Annotated in this window: 17 protein-coding genes; 8 read left to right on the top strand and 9 right to left on the bottom strand. The window is 33.5% G+C overall.

Annotated elements, in window-relative coordinates:
- Positions 1–36: 36 nt before the first annotated feature.
- The 9 genes from AC1EUY_RS05900 to kynU form a co-directional block, all read right to left on the bottom strand.
- Complete coding sequence (locus AC1EUY_RS05900) at positions 37–1,122, bottom strand: amidohydrolase family protein (RefSeq protein WP_480194583.1); 1,086 nt, start codon at positions 1,120–1,122, stop codon at positions 37–39.
- A 358-nt stretch (positions 1,123–1,480) separates the two neighbouring features.
- Positions 1,481–2,020 (bottom strand): 3-hydroxyanthranilate 3,4-dioxygenase, encoded by a 540-nt coding sequence (locus AC1EUY_RS05895; RefSeq protein WP_480194582.1) that lies wholly within the window; start codon positions 2,018–2,020, stop codon positions 1,481–1,483.
- A gap of 84 nt (positions 2,021–2,104) precedes the next feature.
- Entirely contained in the window at positions 2,105–2,890 is a 786-nt protein-coding gene (locus AC1EUY_RS05890; RefSeq protein ID WP_480194581.1) for an SDR family oxidoreductase, read from the bottom strand.
- A 296-nt stretch (positions 2,891–3,186) separates the two neighbouring features.
- On the bottom strand, positions 3,187–3,627 hold the full coding sequence (locus tag AC1EUY_RS05885; protein ID WP_480194580.1) for a GNAT family N-acetyltransferase: 441 nt from the start codon (positions 3,625–3,627) through the stop codon (positions 3,187–3,189).
- A gap of 4 nt (positions 3,628–3,631) precedes the next feature.
- Positions 3,632–5,077 carry an aldehyde dehydrogenase gene (locus AC1EUY_RS05880; RefSeq protein ID WP_480194579.1) on the bottom strand — a complete coding sequence of 482 codons (1,446 nt, stop codon included), beginning with the start codon at positions 5,075–5,077 and terminating at the stop codon, positions 3,632–3,634.
- Between the two features lie 10 nt (positions 5,078–5,087).
- Entirely contained in the window at positions 5,088–5,483 is a 396-nt protein-coding gene (locus AC1EUY_RS05875; RefSeq protein WP_480194578.1) for a hypothetical protein, read from the bottom strand.
- Between the two features lie 263 nt (positions 5,484–5,746).
- A complete protein-coding gene (locus AC1EUY_RS05870) occupies positions 5,747–6,181 on the bottom strand; it encodes a RidA family protein (RefSeq protein ID WP_480194577.1) in 435 nt (144 codons plus the stop codon).
- 145 nt (positions 6,182–6,326) lie between these two features.
- On the bottom strand, positions 6,327–7,727 hold the full coding sequence (locus tag AC1EUY_RS05865; protein WP_480194576.1) for an FAD-dependent oxidoreductase: 1,401 nt from the start codon (positions 7,725–7,727) through the stop codon (positions 6,327–6,329).
- Positions 7,728–7,788: 61 nt separating this feature from the next.
- Positions 7,789–9,069 carry a kynureninase gene (gene kynU, locus AC1EUY_RS05860; RefSeq protein WP_480194575.1) on the bottom strand — a complete coding sequence of 427 codons (1,281 nt, stop codon included), beginning with the start codon at positions 9,067–9,069 and terminating at the stop codon, positions 7,789–7,791.
- A 95-nt stretch (positions 9,070–9,164) separates the two neighbouring features.
- On the opposite strand from kynU, the gene AC1EUY_RS05855 reads away from it, so the two are divergent.
- From AC1EUY_RS05855 to AC1EUY_RS05820, 8 genes are all read left to right on the top strand, one after another.
- The gene (locus AC1EUY_RS05855; protein ID WP_480194574.1) at positions 9,165–10,703 is read left to right on the top strand and encodes a YifB family Mg chelatase-like AAA ATPase; all 1,539 of its coding nucleotides are present in this window, start codon (positions 9,165–9,167) and stop codon (positions 10,701–10,703) included.
- A gap of 83 nt (positions 10,704–10,786) precedes the next feature.
- Positions 10,787–11,647, top strand: a complete 861-nt coding sequence (locus tag AC1EUY_RS05850) for a DUF6438 domain-containing protein (protein WP_480194573.1) — start codon at positions 10,787–10,789, stop codon at positions 11,645–11,647.
- Between the two features lie 13 nt (positions 11,648–11,660).
- Positions 11,661–12,881, top strand: a complete 1,221-nt coding sequence (locus AC1EUY_RS05845; protein ID WP_480194572.1) for an Nramp family divalent metal transporter — start codon at positions 11,661–11,663, stop codon at positions 12,879–12,881.
- Positions 12,881–13,615 carry a 5-oxoprolinase subunit PxpA gene (pxpA, locus tag AC1EUY_RS05840; protein ID WP_480194571.1) on the top strand — a complete coding sequence of 245 codons (735 nt, stop codon included), beginning with the start codon at positions 12,881–12,883 and terminating at the stop codon, positions 13,613–13,615. The genes AC1EUY_RS05845 and pxpA overlap by 1 nt, the downstream gene beginning before the upstream one ends.
- 1 nt (position 13,616) lies before the next feature.
- On the top strand, positions 13,617–14,351 hold the full coding sequence (pxpB, locus tag AC1EUY_RS05835) for a 5-oxoprolinase subunit PxpB (protein ID WP_480194570.1): 735 nt from the start codon (positions 13,617–13,619) through the stop codon (positions 14,349–14,351).
- Positions 14,344–15,198: a 5-oxoprolinase subunit C family protein gene (locus tag AC1EUY_RS05830; RefSeq protein WP_480194569.1), complete on the top strand. Its 855-nt coding sequence runs from the start codon at positions 14,344–14,346 to the stop codon at positions 15,196–15,198. Before pxpB ends, AC1EUY_RS05830 begins: the two co-directional genes overlap by 8 nt.
- The gene (locus AC1EUY_RS05825; RefSeq protein ID WP_480194568.1) at positions 15,195–15,596 is read left to right on the top strand and encodes a 3D domain-containing protein; all 402 of its coding nucleotides are present in this window, start codon (positions 15,195–15,197) and stop codon (positions 15,594–15,596) included. The genes AC1EUY_RS05830 and AC1EUY_RS05825 overlap by 4 nt, the downstream gene beginning before the upstream one ends.
- A 354-nt stretch (positions 15,597–15,950) precedes the next feature.
- Positions 15,951–16,154 carry a hypothetical protein gene (locus AC1EUY_RS05820; RefSeq protein WP_480194585.1) on the top strand — a complete coding sequence of 68 codons (204 nt, stop codon included), beginning with the start codon at positions 15,951–15,953 and terminating at the stop codon, positions 16,152–16,154.
- Positions 16,155–16,161: the final 7 nt, after the last annotated feature.

The following is a 16,161-nucleotide window of genomic DNA, read 5'->3' as shown; positions in this document are numbered from 1 at the left end:
GAATGGTCTTACATCTTGGTTCTTTTTTCTTTAAATCTATTTCAATATTTTAGCTACAAGTTCTTGCTTTTTTTTCTCATCTTCACCAAACAGCCATTGTAAGACATTGTCTTCCCACATTTGTTCTTTTTGCATTTCTGTAATGATGTTTCTATCGATAGCAAGATCTAATATTTTACCAGGGTACGAAGATTGTTTTTCACTTTCCATTTCACCCAAAGGATACGGATCGTCTAAACCAATTAATACTTGGTCAGAACCTTGATTTTTAACCAGCAGATCTAAAGAACCAGTATCATGCACTAACGTATCGAAAAAGATATTTTTATGCCCAACAGCTTTACGCGGATGACTTTTCCCTTCGAATAGGTCTGGTCTGCCATCAAATCCTTGAATTCTACGCCCTAGATTCATTTGTGCCAATTGTCCACCATGCGCAAAGCAAATACGCATATTAGGATACTTTTCATAATACCCATTTAAGGTTAAAAAATGGTACGCATCTGCACATTGTGCTAACATCCATATTAAATGAAAACGCCAAGAAGTATTTTGTAGTTTTATAAACTTTTCACCATCGTAGGGATGAATTTCAACAGCTAAGTTGTATTTATTGGCTAGTTCAAAAATAGGTTCATTTTCTTCATCGAAAATACATCTCCAGGTACCGATGGTATCCATATAATGCGTTGGTAAGCACAATAAGCGCATCTCTAAAACTTCAACACAACGTTCTATTTCCCAACAGGCACCACGTACAAAACCTGGATGTACTACAAAACCACAGGTAAATTTATTTGGATGATCATGTTGAACCTTCGCATTGAAATCATTTTGAAAACGTAATGCTTGCTTCATTTCCTCTAAGCGAAGTCCATTACCATATAATTGCGATAAATTCAATACTACAGCATGATCGATCTTAAAATGATCCATCCATTCGAGCTTTTCATTTAAAAAGAAACTTGAGTCTGTTACTGGGCGACTCCAATCTTTCTGTAACATAAATTTTCGATCATTATCTACCCAAAAAATACCTTTATCCTTCATATAAGCAGGTATCTGCTCAGGGTAAGGTAATAAGTGCGAATGACCGTTAATTCTTAGTTTTCTTTTGTTCATGTTTTTGGTGTCATTGTGAGGCACTAGCCACGGCAATCTTTTTTAATGAAATTACTTCGTCACAAACTTCGTTTGGGTATTTTCAATTAAAATATATTTTAATTTCAATAATCCTCGTAATGACGTATTTATTCATTTTTAATACAAATCATCGTGGCTTGCATCGTTGCAAAAATAATTTCTTCATTACCATCAGTTACTGTAGCCTTGTTAATACCCCAGCAGGAAAATAACCATGTTGTTATGTTAATTTTTGATTAAAATCACACTCAAGTTTTACCAATTTTTTTCTATAGACACCAATCTTGCATCCAAAGTTTGCATAAAGCCCTGTTTGAAAAAACTTTCTCTAGAAGCTTCATTCATGCTCTAATTGTACTTTTTTTGGAGGTAGCATCACAGCATTACAGTTTGGACATGATCGTTTTTCTTGATCACTATAAAACTTATCGAAAATTTTGGGCATATCGGTTTCAATATTATCTAAGGTAAAATCTTCTTCGTATAATTTGGTGGTACAGTTTTCACAAAACCATAGTAAGGCATCTTGTACACCTTTTTCACGAGGATATTCTATGACTAAACCAACAGTATTTGCGCCGCGCTGTGGCGAATGCGGTACTTTTGGCGGCAATAAGAAAATTTCACCTTCTCTAATATGAATATCTTTTGGAGTGCCTTTGTCTATGACTTTTAAAACAATATCACCTTCAACCTGATAAAAAAATTCAGGAGTTTCGTTATAGTGATAGTCTTTGCGGCTATTAGGTCCACCTACAACCATGACAATGAACTCACCATCTTTCCATACCACTTTATTCCCTACAGGTGGTTTTAACAAATGCCTATTTTCCTCAATCCATTCTTTAAAATTTATCGGAGATACTAAATTGCTCATATTTTTAAGATTTTAGATGTTAGACGAAAGAAAAAAGACTATTACCTAAGTCTATTTCTTATATCTTTATTCTTTTTGTCTAAGTTACAAAGATTTTGTTCTTCCGCCATCTACAGGAATGTTAACTCCATTAATATAACTTGCAGCTTCACTTGCCAAAAAGGCAACAGCATTCGCAATCTCACCAGGTTGCGCAAAGCGTTTTGCTGGAATACTATTTTTCATAGCTCTAGAAATTTCATCAGTAGATTTACCAGATTTTTCAGCTTTATTTTTAATAATCTCACTAAGGCGTTCTGTTGATGTTGCGCCTGGCAAGACGTTATTCACCGTAATACCATATTCTCCCAATTCATTAGCCAAGGTCTTACTCCAATTTGCAACTGCCCCTCTAATTGTGTTTGAAACTCCTAATCCGTCAAGCGGTTGCTTTACAGAAGTAGAAATGATATTAATGATTCTTCCATAATCTGCCTCTTGCATACCAGGAACTACGGTTTGTGCTAATATATGATTGCATTTTAAGTGCTGTGTAAATGCCTGCTCAAAAGCATTAATAGCTGCTGAGAACACAGAACCTCCAGCTGGTCCTCCTGTATTATTTACAAGAATATGAAAAGTGCCCACTCTTCTCAAATCTTCAGCTACTTTTTTACCAACTTCTTCAGGATTTGAAAAGTCGGCAACTATATACTTATGATCTTGGTATTTATTGGGAAGCTCTGCAAGTACCGCTTTAAGTTTTTCTTCGTTTCTTGCAATAAGCGTTACATTGGCTCCTAAGTCGGCTAACGCGATGGCTGAAGCTTTACCAATTCCTTGTGTACTACCACATACCAAGGCGTTTTTTTTAGTTAAGTTTAGGTTCATTTTTTATTGTCATTCCTGCGAAGGCAGGAATCTATTTAAATTTTAGTTTTATAATACTTTAAGGACTAAATTGATAAACATCAAAGTTATCAAAATTATAAATAGCCCAATTATAATTTGAGTTAGTGGATTTACCATTTTTTTTTTGGTAAATTATTTTCTTCTTCAAATTTCCTTCTTTTTTTCTTTTTCCTCCAAAAAAATATTATTGATGATCTCCAATATATTGCCGATCAAATCCAACATAACATGTTTTCATTTAAAAACCTCTCGACTGCACTCGAGGTGGCACTCATTTATTCGTATATTTTTTTTGCGCGTTCACTCATTTTATCCATTAATTTTGATGGATTTTTTACTTCTTCAAATCCAAATTTTTTATATAATCCATGGGCATCCTTAGTTGCCAACATCCACTTATCTATATTTTTTAGTGCTGGAAAATTCAATATTTTTTCCATTAATAATTTTCCTAAACCTTTTCCTTGAAACTCCTCAATAACATAAACATCCAATAGATATGCAAAGAATATTTTATCTGTCATAACTCTACTGTATGCTATTTGTTTACCATTATGAAATAGACCAAAATTTATGGAGTTATCTAAGGCTATTTTTTGCTCTTCTAAAGTACGGAAATTACCCCAATATGATTTCTTAATAAAAGAAAATATGGTGTCTATATCCATATCGTTAGTGTTCGAAGAAAAATAAATAGAGGGACTAACTTCTATCATGTATTTAATTGTATTTGATACACACATTTTTTGGTTCAGTAAAGAAACGCAATGCTTCAAAGCCACCTTCACGACCCACGCCAGAATCTTTTACACCACCAAAAGGGGTGCGCAGATCGCGCATGAGCCAAGTATTTACCCAAACGATACCAGTTTGTAGTTTTTTTGTCATGCGCATGGTACGTTTTAAATCATTTGTCCATAGGGTTGCCGATAAACCATATGTTACATTATTTGCCATAGTTAATACTTCTTCTTCTGTTTTAAATGGCATTACGGTAACAACAGGACCAAAAACTTCTTCTTGATTGATGCGACATTCATCAGTATCAACTTCAATAATCGTAGGCTCCATATAATATCCGTTTTCATAGCCTTCGATGGTTAATTGATTACCACCATACAGAACTTTTCCACCTTCTTCCTTGGCAATTTCTACATAACTCAATACCTTTTCTAAATGCGATTTAGAAACCAAAGCACCAAATTTAGTATCTGGCGCAGCTGGATGCCCCACTTTATTTTTTGAAACTACGTCAACAAAATCTTTTTTGAATTGCTCATAAATAGATGCTTCAATAAAAATTCTACTTCCACATAGACAGATTTGCCCTTGATTACCAAAAGATGATCTTATAGTATTCATTAACATATCACCATAATCGCAATCAGCAAAAATGATATTTGGGTTTTTACCACCTAATTCTAACGATAATTTTTTAAACATGGGTGCTGCGATTTTAGCGATATGAGCTCCAGTAGTTGTTCCTCCTGTAAACGAAATAGCTTTGATATCAGGGTGTTCTACAATGGCTTGACCTGTGGTAGTTCCTAGCCCATGAACTATATTAAGCACTCCGTTGGGTAAGCCAGCTTTAGTACATATCTCACCTAATAAATAGGCAGTCATAGGTGTTACTTCACTTGGTTTAGCTACTATACAATTTCCTGCTGCAATGGCTGGAGCTATTTTCCAGGTGAAGAGGTAGAGTGGGAGGTTCCAAGGTGAAATGCAACCAACAACTCCAATAGGTTGACGAAGTGTATAATTTATGGCATCGTGTCCTACAGATTCATGACTTTCACTGGCAAACTGAGTAATGGCATTTGCAAAGAATCTAAAATTACTTGATGCTCGTGGTATATCTACAGCTTTGGCTAACCAAATGGGTTTGCCATTGTCTTTACTTTCTGCCTCTACAAGTTGATCTAAGTTTTGTTCTATGAGCTCAGAAATTTTAAGCATGATTCTACTACGCTCATCTAATGATGTATTTGACCAACTAGGGAAAGCAGTTTTTGCAGCAATATAGGCTACTTCTACATCGTCTTTAGATGAATTTGGTAGTTGCCCATAGATTTCACCATCGGCAGGACAATAATTGTCAATCCATTCATCAGAGACTGGATTTACATATTGACCGTTTATATAGTTTTGGATTTTTTCCAAAGTATGCTTATTATAAAACTTTTGAACTTCTTATACCGCTTCTTTTTTCATATTCAGTAGGTGTAGGTGAAGTACTAAAAGCAACTGGAATAGAAAATTTAATTCTACTATGAGATTTACTTGTAGTTTCATCGGTAACTTTACTTCCAAAATCAATGACAGAGGCTATTTTCAAACCTCCACCAATATTATCTCCTTTCTTGTCTTCAACAGCTATAAGCACATCGAAATCAAGGTTTTGAACATATCTATTACCAGATGCGAGAAGAGCTTTATTGCCATCTTTATCAATACCTAATTTTTCAGGATTAATAATTACTCCTGAATCTTGGAGTTCATTTTGACTCTCAACTATTGCGTCACAAATAGACGAAATGGTATTTTTAATAAAATCTTTTAACTCCATAATTTGTTTTAATTACTGTTCATTTTGTCTTGATACAAAACGAACCAAAAAATCAAGTTGAAATGAGGAATTTTTCCTTTGGAAAACCTAAAAATAAAATCTAAATTTTAGTTCACCAGTTCTAAATTTGTTTTGGTGTTCATGAATCTTTGATTTCTCCAAGGTTTCAAAAATTCCTACGATTTTATTTTTCTATTCTGGCATTTCAACGGTTACACTCAAAATACTAAATCATTATCAAATTATCTTAATTAATCAATTATCTAATTACCAACGTACGCCATTACTTTAATTTCCACCACCAAATCAGGGTGTGGTAATTGGTGCACTGCTACAGTTGTTCTTGTTGGGCCTGTAGCTGCATCAAAAAACTCAGCATAAGCTTTATTATAGCCAGCAAAGTCATTCATATTTACTAAGAAAGAAGTAACATCTACGACATCTTTTAATGAAGCACCTTCCTTTGCAAGGTTTTTCTCAATGTTTTGTAGTACCTCACGTGTTTGTACTTCAATATTTAGTCGTTTTGTACCCATTTCGTCAATAATATCTACTCCAGCAATGGTGTTATTGGCTCTTCGAGAGCTAGTACCCGAAACAAATATAAAATCACCAACTCTTTTAGTGTGTGGATAGGCCCCTCTAGGTGTTACTCTTGTTCCTGCTGAAGTAGGAATCTTACTTTTTTCGTTACTCATAATTTTTTATTTCGTTATTGCGAAGCAAATTAAAATTTGCTGTGGCAATCTGTTTTATTTTAAAAAGATTACTTCGTCACAAACTTCGTTTGTGTATTTTCAATTAAAATATATTTTAATTTCAATAATCCTCGTAATGACGTTATTATTTTAACCCTGCAATTTTATCTTCTTCTAATAATTCATTTGTCTCTCCTTGCACTTTTTTTAGTAATGTTTTCAAATCATCTTTTAAATCAATTTCATTATCAGCAATCATATTCAATATAGCTTTATCTTGAGCTCTACCTTTTATCATTGCCTCATAGTATGGTAATTCTTCATTAAAAGTCACCATAGAATATTTAGAAAAATACTCATCAGGAAAATTCTCTTCAAAAGCCATTTCTAAGATACGTTTTTCTTTAAACAATGTATTTGCCACATGGTCGCGCATTTCATAATAATTATCTATTGCCAAATCTGCAATAGCATCGGTATCTAGTTTGCGTTGTTTTTCAAAAGTTTTAAAGATCATTTCCCAATTTCCTTCATACTCTTCTAGAATAGCATCAAAAATGGTTACATCCTCGAAAGAGGCGTTCATGCCTTGTCCGTAAAACGGAACAATAGCATGTGCAGCATCACCCATTAATAGTGTTTTATTTTTGTAATACCAAGGAGAACATTTTACAGTGCCTAAAGCACCTGTTGGATTATTAAAAAATTCTGAAGCAATGTCAGGTATTAATTCCAGTGCATCTGGAAATTGTTTTTCAAAAAACTCCTTAACTTTTTCGAGTGTCGTTAAGTTATTAAAATTGTATTCACCTTCATCATAACTTAAGAAAAGTGTAACTGTGAAACTTCCATCCAAATTTGCTAAAGCAATTAACATATAATCACCTCTCGGCCAGATATGCAAATGATCTTTGCTAATAAGATGTTTGCCATCTTTAGAAGCTGGAATTTCTAATTCTTTATAGCCGTGTGTTAAGAAATTCTGAGAATAACTAAATAAGAATTTACGCTCTAAATAATAACTTTTTCTTAGTGCAGATCCAGCACCATCGGTGCCAAAAATAACATCGGCTTTTACTTCAAATTCTTCTTTAGCAATATGATTAAAAAAAGAAGCGGTATTTGTATCTAAATCAACGGCGTTACATTCAGCGTTAAAATGAATAGTTAGATTGTCAAACTTATCTGCCTCGGTTAATAACATACCATTTAAGTTGCCTCGAGAAATTGAATTTATATATTCTCCTTTACGACCAGAATAATTTGATGGAAAAGTAATCCCTTGTTTGTCATGTATCAAGCGTCCTATCATAGGGATGCAAATTTCGCGAGCTTTCTCTTCTACGCCTGCTAATCGTAATGCTTTAAAACCTCTATCAGATAAAGCTAGATTAATAGAGCGACCAGCTGAGATATCTGTAGTTCTTAAGTCTGGGCGGCTTTCATAAATGTTCACATTATAACCGCGTTGTGCCAAACGTAATGCTAAGAGAGAACCACATAATCCGGCTCCAATAATAAGTATGTTTTGCTGTTTTTTATTCATAATATTTTGTCAAATTGAGTGGAGTTTAGACCTCTTGACTCCGCTCAAGGTGACATTATTTTTAATTTAGTAATCCTTTTAAAATTTGTACCATTGTATAAACATCAGTAAATGAATTATAGAAAGGAACTGGTGCACAACGTATAACATCTGGTTCGCGCCAATCTGTAATGGCATGTGCTTTCATTAATTTATTATGTAATGATTTATCAGCATTTTTAATTTGAATAGATAATTGACACCCTCTTTCAGTTGGATTTGATGGTGTAATGATTCTAATTCTATCAGTGTCAATTTGATTGATTAAAAAATCAAAATAGTTAGTAAGCTTGATTGACTTCTTTCTTAAAGCTTCCATGCCAACTTCATTAAACAAATCTAAGGATGCTCTAATAGCTGCCATAGATAAAATTGGCGGATTGCTTAATTGCCAACCCTCGGCACCTGGCGTCACGTCAAAAGGCTGTCGCATATTAAAGCGAGTGTCTTTATTATGATTCCACCAGCCAGAAAATCGAGGTAATTCTTTATTGTGAGCATGCTTTTCATGTACAAAAAGTCCTGCTAAACTGCCTGGTCCCGAATTCAAATATTTATAGGTGCACCAAGCAGCAAAATCAACACCAGAACTATGTAAATTAGGCTGAATATTTCCTGCTCCGTGAGCGAGATCAATACCAACCATACAGTCTTTAGAATGTCCTAGCGTAACGATTTTTTTCAGATCTAAGTATTGACCTGTATAGTAATTAACACCGCCAATGAGTAATAAGGCAATTTCATCACCTTGCTCGTCTAGAATAACTTCTAAATCTTCTATATGAAGTAATTCTTCACCATTTCGTGGTTTCCATTCTACCAATCCTTCTTTTGGGTCAAATCCATGAAATTTTAATTGAGATTCTACGGCATATCGATCTGAAGGAAAGGCATCACTTTCAATAATTATCTTATGCTTAGTTTTTGTTGGTTGATAAAACGAAACCATTAGTAGATGTAGATTGGTCGTTAAGGTATTCATAACAACTACCTCGATGGGTTTCGCACCTACAATTTTGGCCATATTTTCGGTCAAAAACTCATGATACGGCATCCAAGGATTTTTAGCTTCAAAATGACCTTCAACTCCAAATTTCGCCCAGTCATCTAACTCTTGTTGAATATACTGCTGCGTGATTTTAGGTTGTAATCCTAGAGAATTTCCAGTAAAATAAAGCCAATCATTACCATCTTTATCTTTGGGTATATGAAATTGGTCTCGGTATTTTTTTAACGGGTCTTCAGCATCTAACTTTTCTGCGAAAGCAAGATTTGATTCAAATTCAGTAGAAATTTGGGTCATAAAATAGTAACTAGATTCACAAATTTAAGAATTAAAAAACTTCAGCTAAAGCTATAATTTGAATTTTATTAATTTTAACAAAAATCAAGAAACATATGCTCGTAAAAGTTTATGGTAGTGCTGTGTTCGGTGTAGAGGCAACTACGATTACAGTTGAAGTGAACATAGATAAGGGTATAGGATACCATTTGGTGGGACTACCTGATAATGCTATAAAAGAAAGTAATTATCGCATTGCTGCTGCTCTACAGAATAATGGTTATAAAATACCAGGAAAGAAGATTACGATTAATATGGCACCTGCAGATTTACGTAAAGAAGGGTCCGCATATGATTTGACATTAGCTATTGGAATTTTACAAGCTTCTTCGCAAATAAAAGCTGAAACCATCCAAGATTACTTGATAATGGGTGAACTTTCTTTAGATGGAAGTTTACAGCCAATTAAAGGAGCATTGCCTATAGCAATTAAAGCACGAGAAGAGGGGTTTAAAGGATTTATTTTACCGAAACAGAATGCTAAAGAAGCTGCTATAGTAAACGATCTTGAGGTATATGGTGTAGATAATATAAAAGAAGTAATCGATTTTTTTGAAGGAACTTCAGCTTTGCAACCAACAATTGTTGATACTCGAAAAGAGTTTTACGATAGTTTAGAAAATCCTGAATTTGATTTTTCTGAGGTAAAAGGACAAGAATCTATTAAACGTTGTATGGAAATCGCTGCAGCGGGTGGTCATAATATTATCTTAATCGGTCCACCAGGATCTGGTAAAACTATGTTAGCAAAACGTTTACCAAGTATTTTACCGCCAATGACACTGCAAGAAGCTCTAGAAACCACAAAGATTCATTCTGTTGTTGGGCGTATAAAAGAACATTCTGGCTTAATGAGTCAGCGGCCGTTTAGATCACCGCACCACACCATTTCTGATGTAGCTTTGGTAGGAGGAGGTGCATACCCACAGCCAGGAGAAATATCATTATCGCATAATGGAGTTTTGTTTTTAGATGAATTACCCGAATTTAAAAGAACTGTATTAGAAGTGATGCGTCAGCCTTTAGAAGATCGTGAAGTAACTATTTCTAGAGCAAAGTTTACAGTCACCTACCCATCTTCATTTATGTTGGTGGCGAGTATGAACCCAAGTCCAAGTGGTTATTTTAACAATACTGAAGGTCATGTAACCTCAAGTCCTGCAGAAATGCAACGTTATTTAAGTAAAATTTCAGGGCCGCTATTAGATCGTATTGATATCCATATAGAAGTGCAGCCTGTTCCTTTTGAAAAGCTTTCAGAAGAACAAAAAGGAGAATCGAGCAAATTGATTAGAGAGCGTGTTACGAAAGCAAGAGAAATTCAAACACAACGCTTTTTTGAATATGAAAATGTACATTATAATGCGCAAATGAGTGTGAAACAGATTAGAAAATATTGTGTGCTGAGTAAAGATTCATTGAGTTTGCTAAAAACAGCAATGGAACGATTAAATCTTTCAGCGAGAGCCTATGATCGTATTTTAAAGGTAGCAAGAACCATTGCTGACTTAGATCAATCTCAAGATATTCTATCTAACCATATCTCTGAAGCAATTCAATATCGAAGTTTAGATAGAGAAGGTTGGTTGGGTTAATATGATTTTTAGAAAGCGTACATTTTAACAATTTTGTCTCTTAATTTTCTTAAATTAGCAATCCCCTTAAAATAACGCTACAAATGAAAGCCATAGTAAAAATAGTGTTTGTGCTGTTTTGTTATACAGTATTTTCACAATCTTCATCATCTAAATTATTAACAGAAATAGAATGGATTAATAATGATTTAAGTTATATGAGGTTTCAAAACGATACACTCATATATAATTTAGATGGAAAAAAGCATAAAATGCCCTATGAGCTTAATAAGAAAACGCTCACCTTTAAAGAAAAATTCTTAAAAGCTGGTACAGAGGTTATAGAAGAAATTATAACTTTTAAGATTAAATACCTAAATAAAGAAAAACTTGTAATCTATCCTCTTGAAGATAAATTAACATTAGATCAAGAAAGCTTTTCAAAATTAGATCATAAACCTTTTTTTTCTAAAAAACAACTAGTGTTTAAGAACAAAAATCGGATGATTTCTAAAATTGATTATGAGAAAATCACTTTTCACGGATCAACTTGTTTTGGTACCTGCCCTTCTTTTTCGGTTGAAATAAACAGGGATGGTAAAGTATTTTATGAAGGTAGAATTTATACGAAAAACTATACAGGAAATTTTGAAGGTATATTGGGTAAAGAAGAACGTTTAAAATTAATAAAAATCCTTAATAGAAGTCAATTAGCTTTAATCAATGAGAACTGGAAACAAAAGTCTCATGTAACTGACCAGCCGCGTTATAATTATATTATAGAACTTAAGAATGGAGAAAAATTAGAGATCAATACAAATGACCAACATCCAGTCTTAGATCAGCTTTCAGAATATTTAGTTCAGATTCCAGAAAAATTAGAACTTCAAAAAGTAAAAAAATCTCATACTTACAGTAAGCCATCTTTGAAAGATTATGAAATAGTTTTTCGAAAAGAAGACTAGTTTACAATTTTTAATGCTTAAATTCTTTAAAAATATAGGTCCAGGTCCTTTGATAGCTGCAGCATTTATTGGTCCAGGAACAGTTACGCTGTGCACGCTTGCAGGTGTAAATTTTGGCTATGCACTCTTATGGGCAATGACACTTTCAATTATTGCCACGATTATATTACAAGAAATGGCTGCGCGATTAGGTATTATTTCTCAAAAAGGGTTGTCAGAAATCATTAGATCAGAAATTCAAAATCCTGTATTTAAGGTGTTTTCTATTGCACTAGTTCTTTCTGCTATTGTTATTGGTAATGCAGCTTATGAAGCGGGTAATATTAGTGGAGGTGTATTAGGATTAGAAACAATTTTTGATAGAAGATCTATTAATTTTAGTGGTTTAAGTCTTAATCTTTATAGTCTATTATTGGGCGCTATCGCTTTTATTTTACTCTATATGGGAAATTACAAAGTATTAGAAAAGTGTATGGTAGCACTAGTGATATTAATGAGTATCGCTTTCCTTATTACAGCTATTCTAACGAAACCAGATGTATCTGAAATTTTAAAAGGTCTCATTCCAAAATTTCCTGATGAGAGTATTTTAACCATTGTAGGATTGATTGGCACTACCGTAGTTCCTTATAACCTATTTTTGCATGCATCTTTGGTAAAAGAAAAGTGGCATGATAAAAATGAGCTAAATGTTGCTAGAAAGGATACTATCATTGCAGTTATACTTGGCGGGATAGTTTCTATGGCGATAATCATATCAGCGTCTGCTATACAAACTACAGAAGTTACTAATGCGGCCGATTTGGCTAAAGGTTTAGCACCTTTATTTGGAAGTTATGCGAAGTATTTTATGGCTATAGGTTTGTTTTCGGCAGGCATTACTAGCGCGATTACAGCACCTTTGGCGGCTGCTTTCGTAGTACAAGGTTGCTTTGGTTGGGATTACAATCTAAAATCAAAAAGATTTAGAACTGTATGGATGTTTATACTATTTTTAGGAGTGTTATTTTCTTCAGTTGGTTTCAAATCTATTGAAATCATCAAGTTTGCTCAGGTTGCAAATGGTATTTTATTACCCGTAATAGCAGGATTCTTATTATGGATTATGAATAAAGAAGCTGTTTTAGGTAAGTATAAAAATAATGTACAACAGAATATAATTGGGTTCATAATTCTTGGAATCACTATTTTTTTAGGATTAAAAAGTATCTTTAAGGTATTCAATTTACTGTAATGCAAACCATTGATATTAATTGCGATCTTGGAGAAGGCTTACATAATGAAGCTGAATTGATGCCTTATATTTCTTCATGTTCTATTGCATGTGGAGGTCATGCAGGAAGCAAGAGAACGATTAGAAAGGTAATTGATCTTGCTATAATGCATAAAGTAAAGATAGGCGCACATCCTTCTTTCCCCGATAAGGCCAATTTTGGCAGAATTCGACTTGAAATGTCTTTACAGGAGTTGCAGCAAAGTATAGAGGCTCAAATGCAATTAGTGATCGCAGTCTGCAAAGAAAAAGAAATAGCATTGCACCATATAAAACCACATGGTGCTTTGTATAATTTAGTAGCTATTGATAGTTCGCATGCAGAAGTGGTAATAAAGGCAGTGAAAAATAGTGCTCCCAATGCTTTTTTATATGTTCCCTATAATTCAGTGATTAAAACAAGAGCAGAAAAAGCAGGTTTGAAAATTAAAGTGGAGGCTTTCGCAGATAGAAATTATAATACTGATCTTACCTTAGTTTCTCGAAAATTTGAAAATGCTATTATTACTAATAAGCAAAAGTTAATAGATCACTTGTTAAAAATGGTTATTGAAAAAAAAGTAAAAACTATCGATGGAGTAGCGGTAGATTTAAATGCAGAAACGTTCTGTTTTCATGGCGATAATCCTAAGGCGTTAGGTCTGTTAAAATACGCTTCAAATGAACTCCTAAAAAAAGGAATAAAAATTGCATAATTTGAGTCAGTTTAAACTTACATACAAACCCTTTGGAAGTTATGCGATTTTGATAGAATGGCCATCAAAAATTGATGAAAACATCTTACAAGATGTCTTAGATTTCAAAAAAACGATTTTAAAAAATTATACTAAAGTAAAAGTTGAAGTAATCAATACATATAACTCGATAACAGTTTTTTATAATTTAACTATAAGAAATATCTATAATGAGATTTCTAACCTTAAAGAGCTTTATAAGAACCAAGTTACACAAAAAAAGCAAGAAAAAAAACTTTGGAAAATTCCTGTGTGTTATGATGAGAAATTCGGTATTGATTTAGAAGAAATTTCTCAAAAAAATAAGTTATCAAAAGCAACGATTATTGGGTTGCATTCTAACAAAAAATATCGTGTTTTTTTTATCGGATTTTTACCTGGTTTTTTATACCTCGGTGGTCTGCCGAAAGAGCTCTATTTTCTTCGCAAAGCAAACCCAAGAATTTTGGTTGAAAAAGGCGCTGTGGGAATTGGGGGTTCACAAACTGGAATTTATCCTCAGCAAAGTTCTGGCGGTTGGAATATTATCGGTAATTCACCTATTTCGTTTTTTGATAGAAAGAGTGAAGGACCATGTTTTGCTAAAGCTGGTGACTCGGTTCAATTTGTTCCAGTTACTTTGGAAGAGCATCATGAGATCATGAATTTAATAGCTTATAAACGTTATCAGGTAGAAAGTGAGGTGATAGATGCTTAAAGTGCTACAACAAGGTGTTTATACCTCTATTCAAGATATGGGTCGTTTTGGTTATCGACAATTTGGAGTGCCGATTTCTGGGGCTATGGATTTGTATTCTGCTAGGCTTGCCAATTTATTAATTGGAAATAGTGAACAAGATGCTGTCTTAGAAGTTACATTGAATGGAACTTTTCAATTTTCAAGAGAGACAACACTATGCATCTCAGGTGCTGATTTAAATGCAACACTAAATGACGAGCGAATAGCCACTAATCATCCCTTTAAAGTTAAGAAAAATAGTTTTTTAAAGTTTAATAAACCTGACCAAGGTATTAGAGCATATGTAGCAGTAAAAGGAGGCTTTTTAAACAAACCTGTGTTGGGAAGTAGAAGTTTTTTCAAAGAAATCACCAAGAAACATATATTGCAGAAAGATGATGAGATTTTTTATGAGCCTTATACTTCACAAGAAAGTCTTCCTTTCTCGCATATTAAAGAAAACATTCATCATTTTAAAAATCAAATTGTTGAGGTCTATAAAGGTCCAGAATTCGATTTGTTGAATGCTCAACAACAATTGTTTTTAAAACAGACAAACTTTACTATTTCGAGTAAAAACAACAGAATGGGATATAAATTGACCGAAACAATAGAGAACGAACTAGAAGCTATGCTTACCTCTTCAATGATGCCAGGTACTGTACAATTAACACCTTCAGGTACCTTAATACTCTTAATGCGAGATTGTGGAGTTACGGGTGGCTATCCAAGAATACTGCAGGTAACAGAAGAATCTATTAACAGACTAGCTCAAAAAACAACAAACGACACCTTTAGGTTTAAATTAATAGATTTACCTACATGAGATATGTACCTTTCATAGTAATATTTATAGTTTTTTCGTGTAAAAAGGAAGAAGATCTATATGTTTGGAAAGAAATAGAAATAAAAGCGACAGCATATAATTCTACAAAAGCACAAACGCTAGGAAATCCTAGTATTGCAGCTTGGGGAGACACCTTAAAACCAAGGATGAAATGTGTTGCTATTTCCAGAGATTTGGTAAAACTAGGATTAGGTCATAACACACCAATTAAAATTGAAGGATTAGATGGTATTTATTTAGTTAAAGATAAAATGCATCGTCGTAAAAGAAAACAAATAGACGTCTATATGGGTAAAGACATTAAAAAGGCGAAAGAATGGGGTGTAAAGCGCTTAAAGATAAAATATGGAATTCTTAAAAGTGATGATAAAGACTAAATTAAATAATTCGATTTATATAATAATTGGAAGCAGTAAATGAAATAATAAGATTTTATGGTTGGTGGCAATTTTCTGTTTGCCTTTTTGCTTTTGTTGCACTATTAGCAATATGGTGGCACATAGGTAAGCTGCAAAATGACTTTGGTCAGGTATGGCTTGCACTAAGCATTTTATGTTGGAGTGTATCAGGATTAATAGATGTTATTTTACCTATATTGATGCTCAGAATTCTTTGCTTACTGATGGTTGGCGTAGTATTCTATCACTGCTAAATAGTTTATTTATTCTACTTGCCTTACCCTGGTTTCGCTATTTGCCAAAGCAAATAGCGCATATAATTAAATCGAAGTATTGGATTTAATTATAGGCTTACCCTTCTTATTTTCTTTATTACCTACTATTAATAAAATGATTTCTGGTAAGAGTTTAGATGTAATTAGTGAGTTAGATGTGTATTATGCTTTCTTAACCCTGCTTTTTTTAGGATTTGTACTCAGGGAGTCTTTTGCAAACTTTCCAGCAAATGATTTCTTTAAGTTTTTACTATCAAAATAATGCTGTG

Source organism: Maritimimonas sp. 2210JD6-3, from assembly GCF_056591795.1.
This window is presented reverse-complemented; position numbering and strand designations above follow the sequence as displayed.